Source organism: Pseudomonas sp. B21-019 (genome assembly GCF_024749225.1).
Classification (GTDB): Bacteria; Pseudomonadota; Gammaproteobacteria; order Pseudomonadales; family Pseudomonadaceae; genus Aquipseudomonas.
This window is the reverse complement of the sequence record NZ_CP087193.1, coordinates 2747120-2763457: the sequence shown is the minus strand read 5'-3', so window position 1 is coordinate 2763457 and position 16338 is coordinate 2747120. Positions and strand designations below refer to the sequence as shown.

The window sequence follows — 16338 nt, the reverse complement described above, 5'->3', positions numbered from 1 at the left end:
TTCGATGCCCACTTCTGCCCTTGCCGGCCTGACTCTCCTTGTTCTTGGGGAGAGCCATATGAGCCTCGCGGACCATTTGCTGGAACCGCTGCACGACAACCTGACTCGCCAAGGCGCCCTGGTTCACTCCATCGGCGCCTGTGGCGCCAGCGCTGGCGACTGGCTGATCAGTAAAAAGGTCGACTGCGGTGCCGAGCGCAAAGGCAACGACAAGATCGTGATCAAGGGCCGTGACGCCACCACCACACCGATCCAGGACCTGATCGCCGCCGACAAACCCGACCTGGTGGTACTGGTCATCGGCGACACCATGGCGTCCTATGACAAGCCCGTGTTTCCGAAGGCCTGGGCATGGCAAAGCGTCACCGGCCTGGCCAAGGCCATCGCGGCCACCGGGACCCGTTGCGCCTGGGTGGGCCCGGCCTGGGGCAAAGCCGGTGGCATGTACCAGAAGAATGATGCCCGCACTCAGTTGATGTCGCAGTTTCTGGCCGCGAACGTGGCACCTTGCACCTACATCGATTCGCTGACGTTCTCCAAACCCGGGCAGTGGATCACCACCGATGGGCAGCACTTCACCGTCGCCGGTTATCAAGCCTGGGGTACTGCGATTGGTGGTGCGTTGGCCAAGTTGCCCGCCAACACCGTCAGCAGCACAGGAGCCGGCAAATGACTCGATCCACATGTGGCTGGGCGCTGCTCGCGCCCTTGATGCTGAGCCTGCACGCCCAGGCCGCCGACATTGCCCTGTACCCGACGGGCCCGGATCAGGACTCGGCCTTCTTGCGCTTTATCAACGCCGCCGACCGCCCCTTGCAGCTGCTGGCCGAAGGCTCGCGGGCCAGCCTCAGGCTCGAGGGTTCGAATGCCGTGTCCGACTACCTGCCCGTGCCCGCCAACCAGCCGATCAAGGGCACCCTGGAACGCAACGGCAAAAGCCAGCCGCTGGACATCCAGGTGGCAGCAGGCGAATTCGCCAGTGTGATCGCTTTGCCCGACAGCGCTCAAGGTATCCGCCAGGTCGTCATCCGTGAGCAACCCGACGATTTCAATAGCCTGAGAGCCTCGCTGGCGTTTATCAGCGCCGATCCAGCGTGCACCCAGGCCGGTTTGCGCGCTGCGGGGAAAAACGCTGACCTGTTCAAGGAGGTGGCCGACGGCAGCGTGCAACGTCGAGCGATCAACCCGGTCAGCCTGTCGGTTCAATTGGTCTGCGCCCAAACCAACGTCGGTGCGCCACTTGACCTCGGCCAGCTCAAGGCCGGCGAACGCTACAGCGTTGTGCTGCTACCTGGTGCAAATGGCCCGCACCTGTTGCTCGCGACTGACGTCCTGGCCCACTGATCGGATCGCGCCACCACCATGGTTTTTGCCTCTCTCGAGTTTCTGACGTTGTTCCTGCCGCTGTTCTTGTGCAGCTATGCAGTGTGCCCAGCCGCCTGGCGCAACGTCACGTTACTGATCGGCAGCTGGCTGTTCTATGGCTGGTTGAGCCCTCGGTTCCTCGCAGTGCATGTGGTGCTGACGATCACGGCGTGGGCCGGCGGCTTGCTGATTGACGCCTTGCGGGAAAAAGACCAGGGCCGCGTGCGGCTACTCGTGACATTGATCGTGCTCAACACGGCGGTGCTGTGCTGGTACAAGTACGCCAACATCGTCGCCGGTACGTTGATCGATGCCCTTGCCTGGTCTGGCGCCATGCCGCTGGACTGGCAGCGAGTCATCATGCCGGCCGGGCTATCGTTTATCGTCTTGCAGGCGATTTCCTATCTGGTGGATGTACACCGCCGCACCGTGCCGGCCGAACGCAGCTTCATTAATTACGCCACCTATATTTCGATGTTCGGCCATTCGGTCGCCGGTCCCATCATTCGCTATGACTGGGTTCGGCGTGAGCTGAATCAGCGTCACTTCAACTGGCAGAATTTCTCGCTGGGCGCACGCCGGTTCATGGTCGGGATGAGCATGAAGGTCCTGGTGGCCGACACCCTGTCGCCGGTGGTCGATGTGGCGTTCAATGTGCAGAGCCCAAGTTTCTCTGACGCCTGGATCGGCTGCCTTGCCTACTCCTTGCAACTGTTCTTCGACTTCGCCGGCTACAGCGCCATGGCCATTGGTCTCGGATTGATGCTGGGCTTCCACTTTCCCGAGAACTTCAACCGTCCCTATCTGGCCAACAGCATCCAGGACTTCTGGCGCCGCTGGCATTTGTCGCTGTCCAGCTGGCTGCGTGACTATCTGTATATTTCGCTGGGTGGTAATCGCAACGGCACCTGGAAAACCTATCGCAACCTGTTCCTGATCATGGCCATCGCCGGCCTCTGGCACGGTGGCGATAGCTGGAATTATCTGCTGTGGGGCAGCGCCCATGGCATTGCGTTGTGTGTGAATCGTGTCTGGAACAGCTCTACCCTGCCCCCGTTACAGCCAGTGTTTTCCCATGGGCTGACCCTGCTGTTCGTCTGCCTGGCCTGGACACTGTTCCGCGCCCCCGACTTTCACAGCGCGCTGAGCCTGTATGCCGGACAGTTAGGGCTGCAAGGCATTGCCCTCGATGACGAACTGTCCGCGACCCTACGCCCGGTACACGGCCTTGCGGGTTTGCTGGGGGTGTTCGGTGTCGTTGCACCGTTGTTGCACCCTTACTGTGAGAAACGACTGGGCGGCCTATTGCTCCACACCACCGCCCTTTGGCCCATCGCCGGTTTCATGCTGTCGTTCGCACTGATCGCCAGTCGCGAAACCGTACCCTTCCTATACTTCCAATTCTGATGACAACCCTAAAGCCTCCCCCGCTCCCTACTCAGCCAGATGATTTGGCGATTCGCAGCAGTCGGTTGGCAGGCGTGGCGCTGCTGATATTCCTGTTCGTCGGACTGTTGTCCTCTGGCCGTCTGATCGTTTCAGGGCAGATCTCACTGTTACCCGGTAAGGTGCTGACCTCGCAGATTCTTGACGGTGATATCACTCATCGGATCGCCAAGGAACTGTCGAACGCTTACCTCCCCACGACCTTCGCCGAGCTGGAGCGCGGAGTCAGTTGGCTGCTCCTGAACGACACCGGGCCGAGGGTTCGCTCAGGTTGTCCTGGCTGGTTGTTTTTGGCCGATGAGCTCAAGGTCAACCATCAAGCGCAGCGCAATGCCGATGCCAAAGCCCAGGCCGTGATTGATCTAAAGCAGCAGCTCTCCCAGCGTGGTATCAGCCTGCTGGTGGTCATCGTTCCAGACAAGAGCCGCATCGCTTCCGAGCAGCGTTGCACACTGCACCGCCCAGCCGCTCTCGAAGGACGCATTCAGGCCTGGACCTCAAAGCTGGATGCGGGCGGCGTGTCGAATCTGGACCTCACCGCGGCGCTGACGCCACTGGGGGCCAGTGCCTGGTTGCGCACCGATACGCACTGGAGCGAATCCGGCGCGAAAACGGCGGCCGATGCCATCACACAGCGCCTGAAGACCCTGGGCATCAGCGCCACGCCAAGCAGGTCGTTCAATGAACGTCATGCCCCGCTCGCGGTTCGACCTGGCGATCTGGTCCATCTGGCGGGCATCGACTGGCTGCCGCTCAAATGGCAACCCGCACCCGACATGGTCGCTCAAACCAGCACCCACGAACTTCCCGTTACGTCAGCCGCCAACCCTGACACTGAGGCAGACCTTTTTGGCGATGCCGACCTCCCCAACACCGCGCTCATCGGCACTTCATTCTCACGCAACTCCAACTTCGCAGGGTTTCTGCAGCAGGCACTGGGCGCCCCCGTGGGTAACTTCGCCAAAGACGGTGGAGCGTTCTCTGGCGCTGCAAACAGCTACCTCAACAACCCGGCTTCCAAAGAAACGCCGCCAAAGCAAATCATCTGGGAAATCCCGGAGCGGGACCTGCAATCGGCGTACGTCGACCCCATTGCCTATCGCTCTTTGCGGTAGGCAATCACACCTGGCTGAAGGCAATCTTCGCCAGCTCGCCCCGTGTGTTCAGGGGCATTTCTCTCGATTGTTACCATCTTCGCAACAGTGTTTCTCCTTTCCGGCAAATGACAATTTGTCGCAGGGCTAGTTTTTTTTGATATCTTTGCGCAATTAACCAAATAGTTAACAACTATTTTCAGACTGCCTTCACTACTTTTAACCCTCCCCACAAACGTTCATGCGTCAGTAGGATCATGCAACATGACTAAGTCTCGACCTTCGGCATCCGTCAGCCGCTGGCCCATCTGGGTCGTCGCCTTCGGTGTGCTGGTATTTGGATTATTCTTCGCAGCAGGTGGTGGCTACCTCGCCACGCTGGGTGGCAGTTGGTACTTCCTGCTCGCCGGTTTCGGTTTGATCGTCTCTGCCGTACTGCTCTTCAAGCAGCGTCTGCAAGGTGCCTGGCTGTTCGCGGCGGTGATGGTGCTGACCGTGATTTGGGCGCTGGCGGATGTCGGACTGAACTTCTGGCCACTGATCTCTCGCTTGTTCGCCCTGGGCGTGCTGAGCCTGTTGGTGGCATTGGTCTACCCCCATCTGCGCAAGGCCAATAGCCTGGCCAGCGGCCGCAGTGGCTACGCTCTGAGCGGTGTGCTGGCAGTCGCCATCGTTGCAGGTGGTGCCGGTATGTTCGTTCCCCATGCCCCTGTTTCGCCGACCGGTGACGGCCCAGGGCTGACAAAGGTCGACCCTGCCAAGGCCCAGAAAAACTGGGAACACTACGGTAACGACGAAGGTGGCGGCCGCTTCGCCGCTCTGGACCAGATCAACCGTAGCAACGTCTCGAAGCTGGTGCCGGCATGGACCTACAACACCGGGGACATCGCGATCAGCGACGGCAATGGCGCCGAAGATCAGATGACACCGTTGCAGGTTGGCGACAAGGTGTTCATTTGCACCCCGCACAACAACCTCATCGCCTTGGATGCCGACACCGGTAAACAGCTGTGGAAGAACGAGATCAACGCCAAGACCCGTGTTTGGCAACGTTGCCGCGGTATCGCCTACTTCGACGCTACCGCCGCGCTCGCCCAGCCTGCTGACGGCAGCACACCTGCCAAGCCCGTTTCGGTACCGGCCGGCGCCAACTGCCAGCGCCGTCTGCTGACCAACACCATCGATGCGCGCCTGATCGCAGTGGACGCCGACACAGGGGAGTTCTGCCAGGGCTTCGGTAACAACGGTCAGGTTGATCTGAAAGCAGGTCTTGGCGACGTCCCTGACTCCTATTACCAGCTGTCATCGGCACCGCTGATGGCCGGGACCACCGTGGTCGTCGGCGGCCGTGTCGCCGACAACGTCCAGACCGACATGCCAGGTGGCGTGATCCGTGGTTTTGACGTCGTCACCGGCGAGATGCGCTGGGCATTCGACCCGGGCAACCCCGAAGACAAGCAGGCTCCGGCGGCCGGCAGCACCTACGTGCGCAGCACGCCCAACAGCTGGGCACCGATGTCCTACGACCCGGCAATGAACACCGTGTTCTTGCCGATGGGCAGTTCGTCCACCGACATCTACGGCGTGGAACGTACGGCACTGAACCACAAGTATGGCGCTTCCGTTCTTGCACTGAACGCAACAACCGGCGAAGAAAAGTGGGTCTACCAAACCGTCCACAACGACCTGTGGGACTTCGACCTGCCCATGCAGCCAAGTCTGATCGACTTCGCCAAAGCTGATGGCAGCAAGGTGCCCGCCGTCGTGATCGGCACCAAAGCCGGGCAGATCTTCGTGCTTGACCGCGCCACCGGCAAACCGCTGACCAAGGTGGAAGAGGTTCCGGTCAAAACCTCGAACATCCCGAACGAACCTTACTCGCTGACTCAGCCGAAATCGGTGGGCATGCCAGCGATCGGCGCGCAAACGCTGACCGAGTCAGACATGTGGGGGGCAACGCCGTTCGATCAACTGCTCTGCCGTATCTCGTTCAAGAAAATGCGTTACGACGGGCTGTACACCGCACCAGGCACCGATATCTCGCTGAGCTTTCCGGGTTCGCTGGGAGGGATGAACTGGGGCGGTCTCTCGACTGACCCGGTACACGGTTTTATCTTCGTCAACGACATGCGTCTGGGCCTGTGGATCCAGATGATTGCGGCGCAGAAAGATGCCAAGACCTCTTCCGGTGGTGAAGCACTGAACACCGGCATGGGCGCGGTACCGCTCAAAGGCACCCCGTATGCAGTGAACAAGAACCGCTTCCTGTCGGTTGCCGGCATCCCTTGCCAGGCACCGCCTTTTGGCACACTGACCGCGATCGACATGAAAACCCAGAAAGTCGCGTGGCAAGTGCCGGTCGGCACCGTCCAGGACACTGGCCCGTTGGGTATCAAGATGCATCTGCCGTTGCCGATCGGCATGCCGACGCTGGGCGGTACGCTCTCCACCCAGGGCGGCCTGGTGTTCATCGCCGGTACACAGGACTACTACCTGCGCGCCTTCAATTCCGCCAACGGACAAGAGGCCTGGAAAGCCCGGCTACCCGTGGGTAGCCAAGGTGGCCCGATAACATATGTGTCGCCGAAAACAGGCAAGCAGTACGTTGTCATCACCGCGGGTGGTGCGCGTCAGTCGCCCGATCGCGGCGATTATGTGATCGCTTACGCGCTGCCTGACAGCAAGTAAGCCGGGAACACCTGAAAGCCGCTGCCGCCCTATGAGGGTGGCAGCGGCTTTTTGTTGCTGTTTACGACTGACCTAAACCATACCCCAAAAGCGAGATAAATCCGATCCATCCCGGGCTACCCTGGCACAAACTGGGACACCTCCTGCAATTCCCTTGCCCCCAGTGCATCGAAAAACGCCCCGTCAGTCCTCAACCGACGGGGCGAACATATCCCCCTGCCGTCGGCGGCTTGGCGTTTGTCTTGGTAGGTGATGAGGACGCGGGCGATGGCGCGGATGCCCCATCTTGGGTCGGAGAATTGGACGAGTTGGGGGTCGGTTTGGTGGGCGGCCATGCTTTGCCAGCGGATGCCTTTGGCGTGGCGGACGTTGCCGGGGTTGTGGTTGCGGATGCCGCGGGGGGATTGGGGTCGCATTAAGTTGCCTCCAGTCAGGGCACCACGATTTACGGGTGCCAGAAATACACACGCCGCTATGGTGGTCGGCATGTGGGTGGAGGGCTTTTAAATGTGGTTAACGAGTAAGTTATCGTCGCTAGATGTATAGACCGAGGTCGAATTCTACAGGGGAGATGGCTGCGTCTATAATCTGTGCGCAGGCAAAAAATACAGGGAGTATCGTATGAGCGATGAGATAAAAATCAGTAAAATTGATAAAAAAAGGTTCACTGCATTAGTGGGGCCATCTCGCATGCCTATGGCTGCGATGGTCAGTGAAGAAATTGACTGGTTCGCGAACCAAGATGAAACAGTTCTAGGCGTTTTGCTCCATGACATTGATGATGAATATGCATGGGTAACGCTAGGCCGTGATGAAATCGGTCGTTATAGAGGATTTGGCGTCGGGTCGTGTTTTGAGAGCAAAAAGGAAGCTGAAAAAGCGCTGCTCGAAAAAATTGAAGAAGTAACAAAATCCGGACAAACTGAATTTCCCCAGCATGACAAAGGAAAAGCAATAGAGCTGTTCGAAATTATTGTTTCCGAAGAAAAAATCCACCCGTTTTTTCGACGACTTAATGAGGAGCCCTCTTTTTCCTCTGCTAGAGGGATCATCGGCGAGATGATGCCCCATTACACTGATATTGACGGAAATTTCGTTGAGCAGTTCCAATCATCCGGTTTCGATGCTCGCATATGGGAGCTGTATCTGAATGCCTATTTTATCGAGGAAGGTTTCGACTTTGACACTTCTCACTACGCTCCTGATTTTAACTTAAACAAGTACGGTCAAAAGGTATGTATTGAAGCTACTATCGTCGGCCGCGCCAAGCCGATGACTGAGGAAGAAGCTCGCTTTTCCGGCCAGACATTGACAAAAGAGCAAGCCTTGGAAAAGACGATGAATGAGATGCCAATAAAGTTTGGCAGCCCTCTTTATACAAAACTCAAAAAAGAGTACTGGAAGCACAAGCACGTTGCAGGAAACCCTTTGGTCTTGGCCATTGCCGATTTCCATGAGCAGCAATCAATGTTGTGGAGTTCGACATCGCTCCCTAACTACCTTTACGGCGTGCACCACAACTCTCACTACGATGAAGATGGCAAACTGGTCATCGACCCAATCGTTATAGAAAAACATAAGCACGGAGCAAAGGAAATCCCGTCCGGCTACTTTTTTCAGAAAGACACAGAGAATATTAGCGCAGTGATGTTCTCAAATAGCGGTACAATTTCAAAATTCAATAGGATGGGAAAACAGGCAGGCTTTGGAGCTGAAAATATTATTCTGCTCCGCAGTGGCTATTGTCATCATCATGATGATAACGCATCTTTACCTAAGAAATTTTCTTATAAGGTGACGAGAGAGTGTGATGAAAATTGGGCCGAGGGGCTATCAATGTTTCACAATCCCAATGCTTTGCATCCGGTGAACCCTGGACTATTTCCGTCTATTGCTCATCACTTTTTTGAAGATGGTCAAATTGTTAGTCATCTCCCGGAGTTTTATCCATACTCATCAACGACCAATATCATAAATGTAGTTGATGATGAAGAGTGGGAGAAGATTAAAAAACCAGGAAGCAACTAAATCATTCGTATTGCAGCAAAAAGTAGTGCCGGGCAGGCTAGCTGCCTGGCATTGCTTTTTTCTAGCCCTCTAAGGTTTCCCCGCCTTTGACGAATTTACACTTTCAAGGCATTCGAAATAATGAATCCTGAACTTATTTAATGTATTTCCTACCGCGCTTGAAAAGGCGTCTTTCCCGCTCTGTTGGGATTTTTTGTGGCTCTGTATTGTTTTTGTTCTGGTTCATTTGAAGCTCCTTGTGGATGTTTCGTTCTTGGGGTTTGCTTAGTGTGAGGCCACGAGCATGAAGGCCACGCAACCAAAAGCACCGGTGGCGATCAGGGCGTAGGCTTTGAGTGCTTCGGGCAGGTGGTCTTTGAGGGTGAAGCTTAAGTCGGCGATGCCGATGCGGGCCACGCAGATTTTCAGTGTGTTTCGGTTGTTGTTCTGCTGGCGGGCCTGGGCTGTTTTTTGGGCGACGTTGTCGTCGTGGCTTTGCAGGTTGTAGTCGCAGTGTATGCACAGTCGGGTGTAGCGCCAGGTGCCGCGATCGCATTGGGGGCATTGGCGGGATCGGTCGCTGTCTTGGGGTGGCGGATGTTTGGTGGTGTTGATGTCGAAGGTTTGGCGGCCGAGGTTGATGTGTCCGCGGTTGCCTTTGATGTCGATGGTGAGTTGATGTTCGTTTCCATCCTTGGGGAGGTTTTGTATTTCCTCTGAAAGCCTGGCTGATAATTTGCTTACCAGGTCTCCGTCCTCGCTTGGCATAGTTCTCCTTTGCTATTTTAGCGATTTATTACCAATTTCAGCTTTTTTGATGGCCAGCGCCGCCCGGCCTGTTTGGCGGCGGCTTCGAGCATTTCGATGATTCGCCCGAGTTTTTCGCCGTCGATGAGGGCCCATGCAGGAGCTTCTTCCGCGGACGGTGCGACGGCGATTTTTTGGCCGGTGATGATGTAGTACATGTCGGCACCTGCGTTGGCGATGGCGGCCATGTAGTCATTCAAGAGCGTGCAGCTGCAGTGTCGGTCTAACGTTCAGGTGTTCAATAACGGGGGGCTGGTGAACGAGATTCCGCTGGTCACGACCATGACCATTACGGGGAAGGAGTATCAGTTGGGTACGCTCAAACCACGAGACCCGACGAAGTATGAGACGCCGTTTTCGGCCACTTATGTGCGGCAGATGATCAATGGGGATGAGGTGGTGCTGCTGGATAATTTGGCGAATATTTTTCGGGTGGGTGGGGAGGATCATTTGGCCAGGTTCAACAAGAATCTTGGTATCGCTTAACGGCACTCCAAAAAAAACGCCGCTGTGAAAGCAGACTTAGCGAATGGCGGACTGCCGGCCACGCTCTTGCCGTATCCAATCAAATCGTAGATGGTCGTTCGCAGTTGAAAAGTGGCAGAGGGCCACCAATATAGTATGTACCGGGAGCGATTAGGACAGGCCAGATCGCACGGATTGGGGAATTACCGCAGATGACCATGGACAATTCAGAAGAGTTTATAAAATCCGTGCAACGCTTTTCAGCGCGACACTTTGATCACAAAAATCACCTTCCTACGCTTAATTCCTGCTTAGAGAAAGTGACGAAAGGAGCTCGCGATTTGCAGGTAGGGCAGGACAACCCGCTGCCTTTCATTCTAAAGGTCGAAACCGAAACCTTGCTGCACATCGTAGCCGACCTCAATAATAGCCTTCTTCTTTCTCTGTCGAACGGCCTATATTCATCTGTTGAGGCACTGTCCAGAGTTGCACTCGAAAACACTATAAACCTCGTGTATATCAACGAGGAAGATGATACGAGGCGAGCAAAATCACTTCTAAAAAGCTATTTGACTACCTCCAGAGATAGAGGAGAAAAATGGCTTGATTTCGCCGTGCTTACTAAAGACGAAGGTTCGGAACAGCGAGCAAGAGCTTTTTTCGATAATCTGAAGTTTGTTAAAGACCTTCTTCCACTCTTCAGAGACCCTAAGGTCAAGGGGTGGTCTGACGCGCGTGCTCGGTTTAAAGCTGTGGGGCTCGAAAACCTCTACCACATCCTCTATGCGCCAACCTGTAATTCAGTGCACTCTTTTTCGGAAGATATTTATAATCAAATGCTACTTGAACACACGGCACCAGAATTCAAGCTCGAAATTTTCAAAAGCATTGAAGCCGAAAAAACATCGTTTGCTTATTATTTGGCTACCAACGCAGTGCTTCTTTACGCTGACGCCGTACAGAGGCTTGCCGCCAAACTGGAAAATAATGATGTAGAAGACAGCGTCTTTGAAGTAGAGGAGACATTGTGGGGTTTGATTAAAGAACATGAAAGCCTGACGGACGAGTATTACAAGGAGGTTTCAGAGTCGGCATGACCTTCTTGTCTGCTGTTGCCGAAAAGAGCTCCCGCATAGCTAATATGTAGAACTGCCGAAGCTCTAAGCAGGCTTACAACTTCGCTTATATATGCCATCTCTGCCCTAGGCAGGGATGGCGGCGTTGAGCATCTAGTTCTAATTCATCTGTGGAATGGCGCTGGATCAAGGATGTACTCGAGGATACCTCCATGAGAGCCTTGATAATGGATGGGGAGAGGCATTACGGACGGTATTATTCCAAATTCCAGCTGATTGGCATCCATACCGGGAATGAATGGTGAGAAGAAAAGTACTCGGCTCGCGAATAGCGTAATTTCTCCATTTACGAGCACTGGAGTTTTCTTCCCTATTTGTGAAAATTTCTCTGGGGCACTGAAAGCGATGGAATATGAGTTTATAAAATCCATTTCTCGATAGGGCTCACTGGTATCGAGCTCACCATTAATCGCCAATCCCCTTCGTAGGAAAACATCGCTATCACTGATACTGTCACTGTTAGGATGGCTTTGCTTCCATGCTTCAATATGGCGATAAATCATTTGATCGTTGACGGTCAAAATTGCTGCGATATCTTCGGCATCAATCAATGGCTCTATATCTACGGGCAGATCCTCAGTCTGAACAAATTGAGTTTCACTGTTGTTCAACGTAAGCAAGTAATCATATATTGAACGTTTCAGTCGTCGAGACCGGCCGTTCTTACGCTTGCTCATGCCGTCAAACCACTCTTCGACGAGAACTTCGCAAAATAACTTAAAGGCACCCTCTGAAAGCTTATCCTCCAGCTCTGCAGTAAACTCGTCACGAAAGGATTCTTTGTTTTCCGTGAAATATTTCAGAAGATCTACTTCTAGTTCGCTAGCATCTACAACTTTTACTATTTCAGTGTTAGAGCTACGTTCAATTGGAGCGCCATTTATGTGCGCGGCAATGAGAAAACGTTCCATAAATGCAGCGGACATTACGTATTGTGGCAATAAGGATGTATCGAGAGCTGCACTTGGGTTCTTCATAATGCTCCAGACATAAGATTAAACTTTCCTTGGGGTATTGCTACTGACCTTTTTGTTAGCCAGCCAATACATGCAAGCTCCTCATAACCTATTAGGCAGTTGGGCTTCCCATGTCCCTAGCAGATACAAAGCGAGAGAGCCTGCAAGGTTCACTGCTAGCTCCGCATGACGTGGTGCAGGTTTCACTCCGGCCTTACCCGTGCCATGCGAATCACTCAGGCGATTACGAAGCGCGCCCAGGCCTTCAACAACGGCTGTACAACCACCCAATATTTGCTTGAAAACCTGTTCGGTGTGTTGTGAGGGCGCGAGGTTCAGTAACTCTGCCGTTTGACGATAGAGCTTATTCAGGTCGGGGCTGTCAGCATATTCCAACCCAGCCGCTTCAAGGATGTGTTTGCAGACCGATTCCAAAAGGGTTCTGGCCATCGTAATAGCTCCCTCTGGGTCAGTCGCTCGGCGTTCCAGTGACTTGGTCCAAGCCGCTCTCACATGTTCTGAATCGAACCTCTCAATAGCCCCTGTAACGACATTATCCGCCGGTGACGTTCCACTTTTTTCGACATAGTCCAGTAGCGGACGAAACTCGTCCCAAATATAGGTCCTACGTTCGGCGTAGGTTGCATATTTTCCTTTAATAAACTGCCAAAACTGACCGAGGCTCCTGCACGTTCTTACGAAGCGAGGAACCATCGTGGCGAGGGTTGAATCAGCCAAAACCACTTGACGCAATTTCAGGTAAGCCAAGTCGTCTTCGTTACCGCCAGTGGCCTGCGAAATCAGAATTCCTTGCAGTGATTCTGCTTCTTCTGAGAGAGGGTGCATTGTTGACCTTGTAAGCGATTTCGAGTGCTAGCAGCATAGCTGACCGTAGCCGCATGCATCGTCATGCCAGATGACCGTCAGCAGTAAGGTCGAATTTACTTGCTCGGCTAGCCATGTCAATGTGCCACATCCTGACAGTGAAAGAGATAAGGTGCTTGGCAGGTTTCCGAAGACGCCGAAAGCATTTATAGACTCGAGGTTTCCATCACCAGTTGAAGGGGTCTGATAGGGAGCTTTAGCAGGGCTGGCCTGAAAGGGGTCAGCCACGCAGCCAAGCATAGGAACTAGGAACCAACCCAATCCGCTGTTGCCTTGGTGCAAAAAACGACGGCTTTGCTCAAAAAGTCAGAAACAAGCTCTTTGACCTTTCCCGTCATGCCATCTTTTGTCGCGCTGACCAGCTGCTCGCCCAGAGACGGATCTTTATTTTCGAGATCTGAAGGCATTGCTTTGAGCAATTCCAATGCTCTGGCTGTAAGCGTGCAGCGAATAACGGTTCCGTTGCTAAGTACAGAGCCGCTTTCTACGTAACCATAATTGGCTAACCAAAGAACGATGGACGAGAAAAATCTGATGCTGTGATATGGATTTTCTTCCCTCGAAATCTGAACTGTTGTCATCTGCTCCAGAAAGTCCATCAGCACCAAGTCAGTGGGGATGGGAAAAGCCGTGCGGGTCCACGTCCAGGCCTGTTTCGATCGCGAGTGTCAGTTGCTTGCTGCATTGGCTAAAGGTACTTACAAGGCGGCCATGCTCGATAAGGGGTGTACAACTTTCATCGCTCAACCGCACGGATGGCATCAGATGGCTGAGCGGCAGCGAGCGTCTGAAGATGATGGGCTTTGCCTCGGACTGGATGCGGCCAACCTTGCAGAAGCTTTCGCTGCCGGAAACGCCGTCGTTACGCAAATCGCGCAATGGATTGCCGAAAAGCTAATCAAAGCAGGCTGAAAACAAAAGGCAGCGGGGACTATCGTCTCCGCTGCCTATCCAACCACCTCAGTTTTCGCAATTCTCTAGCACCAGACGCAAAAAAACTAAACCCTATTTACCTCGCGCCAGTGCCCGAGTTTTTCGCGCTCGGCATCATGTTGCCTTTTAAAAATCGAAGAACACCGTTTCACCCTCCCCCTGAATACGGATGTCGAAACGATAAGCCGCCTTGCCATCCACCTCGCAACGCTGCGCTATCAGCGTTTCGCGACGCTGCGGTTGCTCGATCAGATTAAGCACCGGGCACGTCGCGTTGGCGTGTGGCTCATCGGCAAAGTACAGCCGGGTTTGCAGGTGAATATTGATCCCGCGGGCAAACAGCGACACATTGATATGCGGCGCCATCGGCACCCCGGCGGCATTCTTCACCACGCCGGGCTTGATGGTATTGAGTGTCCACTCCCCTGCATCGAAGGTGGTGGCGGTTCGGCCGAAACTGTTGAAGTTTTTTTCCGAGTCGAAGACCGGGTCGTAGACACCTTCATGATTGGCCTGCCAAAACTCCAGAAACGAGTCTCGCACCAGGTGACCGTTGCCGTCATAGACATGACCGATCAGCAGTATCTGTTCGCCCTCGGCACCCGGCTTGGCCATCTGATTCCAGATTTCTTCCGGCCGCGTCGGGTTGCCGGCAGCCGCCAGGGCTAGACCGATATGCACGTAAGGGCCGGCCGTTTGCGAAGGGGTTTCGGGTAGCAGTTCGATAGGCATGGACGGACTCCTCAGCAGTTTTCGAAGTGGGTCTTGCGCTGGCCGCGCAGCACGATGTCGAAGCGATAGGCCAGGCAATCCATCGGATTGGCATTACCCATGTCGAGCCGGGCGATCAGGCTCTGTACCGCCTCTGGATTGGCGATCGACTTGACGATCGGGCACATCGGGATCAGCGGATCGCCTTCGAAATACAGCTGGGTGATCAGGCGCGTGGCGATCGATGGCCCGCTGATGGAGAAATGGATGTGCGCCGGTCGCCAGTCATTCGGGCCATTGCGCCAAGGATATGGTCCGGGTTTCACGGTGCGAAAGCTGTAATAGCCATCACGATCGGTCAGAGCCCGGCCGACACCGCCGAAATTCGGGTCCAGTGGCGCCAGGTAGCGATCATTCTTGTGCCGGTAGCGACCGCCGGCGTTGGCCTGCCACATCTCCACCAGAGTATGCGGGATGGGCTTGCCATATTGATCACAGACCCGGCCGGAAACGATGATCCTCTCTCCCACCGGCAACCCGCCATTATTGAAGTTGAGTAGCAGGTCGTTATCGAACCGCCCCATCTTCAGGTGAGAGAAATCCGGGCCGCTGGTTTCGCTGGCCGACTGGGGGATGCTCACCAAGGCTTGGCGTGGAGAACGGGCGACAGAGGTTTTGTAATCAGGGGTCAGGGCTTTGGGGTGCCAATTACGGTCACGAATAACGAAACGACTGCTGTCTGCATCAGACATGTCGATCTCCTGTTGTTTGATTTATGGAGCACTGCCTGCGCAGTTTCAAACAACAGAAGGCTGGGGAATATTGAAAAGCCACCTTCAACACATAACCAAACGGTTATGGATAAAGCCCTTCGCGATACGCCTGCCCTACCTCGCGCAGCACCTCGACACACCACTGGGCCGCCAGTGACAAGGGCAAGCTGGCGTTGCTGGAAATCCCCACCGAACCACCCGGTTCGCGCTGCCCCAGATTGATCTCAAACAGTTCGCCGCTTGCCAGATCCAGGCGCACGGCATCCAGTGGCGCGATCCAGATCGCCTCGCTGGACAACACATACCGACGACTCAGGGTCACGGACAAGGTTTCCAGACGCTGCCGCGACTGGCTGATGCCGCATTGCACGAACAGGCTATCGGCATATTTGCGAATCGTCGTCCCTGCCAGCGGCAGCACCAGCGGGAAATTTTCCAGGGCGCTACGCTCCAGCGGCTCGGCCAGCAAGGGATGATAGGGACGCACCACCAGTGTCATGGATTCACTGTACAGATGCTCGAAGGTCAGCCCCTGAATCTCCGGGCTATCGGTCATACGGCCGACCACCAGATCCACATCGCCCACCCGCAACTGCGACAACAAATAGGCGCTTGGCCCGGTCACCACACTCACCACCAGCGCCGAATGACGCTCGTGCAAGCGCCGTACAACCTCAGGCACCAGCAAACTTTCCACTGTCGACAACACGCCGAGTCGAACCGTGCCTGCCGCATATTCGCCACCACGCAAGGTATTCACCCCATCACGCAGCGCCTGCACCGAAGGCCCGGCATAACGCAAAAAGGCAACCCCGGCTTCGGTCAGGTTTACACCACTTTTACTGCGTATAAACAAGCTTGCTGCCAGCAGCTCCTCCAGCTCCTTGAGCGTCTTCGACATCGCTGGCTGACTCACCGCCAAGGTATCCGCCGCTCGCGCCAGGCTGCCCTGACGAGCCATTTCGAGAAAGCACACCAGATGACGGAATTTGATGCGGGTGTCGATGTTCACTACTGAGCCCCGTGAAGTTGCCTCGATGGCGTCGAAACGTTTGCAGGCGATCTTAGCGTG

Annotated in this window: 17 protein-coding genes; 9 read left to right on the top strand and 8 right to left on the bottom strand. The window is 54.9% G+C overall.

Translation table 11 applies throughout. The annotated features are described in order from the left end of the window. Positions 1–4: 4 nt before the first annotated feature. The 6 genes from LOY36_RS12510 (at position 5) to LOY36_RS12485 (ending at position 8621) form a co-directional block, all read left to right on the top strand. Positions 5–673, top strand: coding sequence for an SGNH/GDSL hydrolase family protein (locus LOY36_RS12510; protein ID WP_026345795.1), 669 nt, complete (start codon positions 5–7; stop codon positions 671–673). Further along, the gene (locus LOY36_RS12505) at positions 670–1344 is read left to right on the top strand and encodes an alginate O-acetyltransferase AlgF (RefSeq protein WP_258673833.1); all 675 of its coding nucleotides are present in this window, start codon (positions 670–672) and stop codon (positions 1342–1344) included. The genes LOY36_RS12510 and LOY36_RS12505 overlap by 4 nt, the downstream gene beginning before the upstream one ends. Positions 1345–1362: 18 nt before the next feature. After that, positions 1363–2772, top strand: a complete 1410-nt coding sequence (locus LOY36_RS12500) for an MBOAT family protein (protein WP_258673831.1) — start codon at positions 1363–1365, stop codon at positions 2770–2772. Next, positions 2772–3926 (top strand): alginate O-acetyltransferase AlgX-related protein, encoded by a 1155-nt coding sequence (locus tag LOY36_RS12495; protein ID WP_258673830.1) that lies wholly within the window; start codon positions 2772–2774, stop codon positions 3924–3926. Before LOY36_RS12500 ends, LOY36_RS12495 begins: the two co-directional genes overlap by 1 nt. A 243-nt stretch (positions 3927–4169) precedes the next feature. Beyond that, on the top strand, positions 4170–6593 hold the full coding sequence (locus LOY36_RS12490) for a glucose/quinate/shikimate family membrane-bound PQQ-dependent dehydrogenase (RefSeq protein WP_258673829.1): 2424 nt from the start codon (positions 4170–4172) through the stop codon (positions 6591–6593). A gap of 621 nt (positions 6594–7214) precedes the next feature. Then, complete coding sequence (locus LOY36_RS12485; protein ID WP_258673828.1) at positions 7215–8621, top strand: hypothetical protein; 1407 nt, start codon at positions 7215–7217, stop codon at positions 8619–8621. Between the two features lie 264 nt (positions 8622–8885). Here LOY36_RS12485 and LOY36_RS12480 read toward each other — a convergent pair whose 3' ends face one another. Beyond that, the gene (locus LOY36_RS12480; protein ID WP_258673826.1) at positions 8886–9368 is read right to left on the bottom strand and encodes a hypothetical protein; all 483 of its coding nucleotides are present in this window, start codon (positions 9366–9368) and stop codon (positions 8886–8888) included. A 17-nt stretch (positions 9369–9385) separates the two neighbouring features. Next, complete coding sequence (locus tag LOY36_RS12475; protein ID WP_258673825.1) at positions 9386–9595, bottom strand: hypothetical protein; 210 nt, start codon at positions 9593–9595, stop codon at positions 9386–9388. Positions 9596–9611: 16 nt separating this feature from the next. Between LOY36_RS12475 and LOY36_RS12470 the strand changes: the two genes are divergently transcribed. After that, positions 9612–9893: a phage major tail tube protein gene (locus tag LOY36_RS12470; RefSeq protein WP_258673824.1), complete on the top strand. Its 282-nt coding sequence runs from the start codon at positions 9612–9614 to the stop codon at positions 9891–9893. A gap of 191 nt (positions 9894–10084) precedes the next feature. Further along, positions 10085–10969 carry a DUF5677 domain-containing protein gene (locus tag LOY36_RS12465; RefSeq protein ID WP_258673823.1) on the top strand — a complete coding sequence of 295 codons (885 nt, stop codon included), beginning with the start codon at positions 10085–10087 and terminating at the stop codon, positions 10967–10969. A 143-nt stretch (positions 10970–11112) separates the two neighbouring features. On the opposite strand, the gene LOY36_RS12460 is transcribed toward LOY36_RS12465, so the two are convergent. The 3 genes from LOY36_RS12460 to LOY36_RS12450 form a co-directional block, all read right to left on the bottom strand. Next, the gene (locus LOY36_RS12460; RefSeq protein ID WP_258673821.1) at positions 11113–11985 is read right to left on the bottom strand and encodes a hypothetical protein; all 873 of its coding nucleotides are present in this window, start codon (positions 11983–11985) and stop codon (positions 11113–11115) included. An 81-nt stretch (positions 11986–12066) separates the two neighbouring features. Next, complete coding sequence (locus tag LOY36_RS12455; RefSeq protein WP_258673820.1) at positions 12067–12810, bottom strand: abortive infection family protein; 744 nt, start codon at positions 12808–12810, stop codon at positions 12067–12069. A 284-nt stretch (positions 12811–13094) separates the two neighbouring features. Further along, a complete protein-coding gene (locus LOY36_RS12450) occupies positions 13095–13448 on the bottom strand; it encodes a hypothetical protein (RefSeq protein ID WP_258673819.1) in 354 nt (117 codons plus the stop codon). 19 nt (positions 13449–13467) lie between these two features. Here LOY36_RS12450 and LOY36_RS12445 point away from each other — a divergent pair, with 19 nt between their 5' ends. After that, a complete protein-coding gene (locus LOY36_RS12445) occupies positions 13468–13761 on the top strand; it encodes a hypothetical protein (RefSeq protein WP_258673818.1) in 294 nt (97 codons plus the stop codon). Between the two features lie 147 nt (positions 13762–13908). Here the strand turns inward: LOY36_RS12445 and pcaG are convergent, their stop codons facing one another. The 3 genes from pcaG to pcaQ form a co-directional block, all read right to left on the bottom strand. Next, positions 13909–14514, bottom strand: coding sequence for a protocatechuate 3,4-dioxygenase subunit alpha (gene pcaG / locus LOY36_RS12440; protein ID WP_258673817.1), 606 nt, complete (start codon positions 14512–14514; stop codon positions 13909–13911). A gap of 11 nt (positions 14515–14525) precedes the next feature. After that, positions 14526–15245 (bottom strand): protocatechuate 3,4-dioxygenase subunit beta, encoded by a 720-nt coding sequence (gene pcaH, locus LOY36_RS12435; RefSeq protein ID WP_018927930.1) that lies wholly within the window; start codon positions 15243–15245, stop codon positions 14526–14528. A 103-nt stretch (positions 15246–15348) separates the two neighbouring features. Further along, the gene (gene pcaQ / locus LOY36_RS12430) at positions 15349–16278 is read right to left on the bottom strand and encodes a pca operon transcription factor PcaQ (RefSeq protein ID WP_258673816.1); all 930 of its coding nucleotides are present in this window, start codon (positions 16276–16278) and stop codon (positions 15349–15351) included. Positions 16279–16338: the final 60 nt, after the last annotated feature.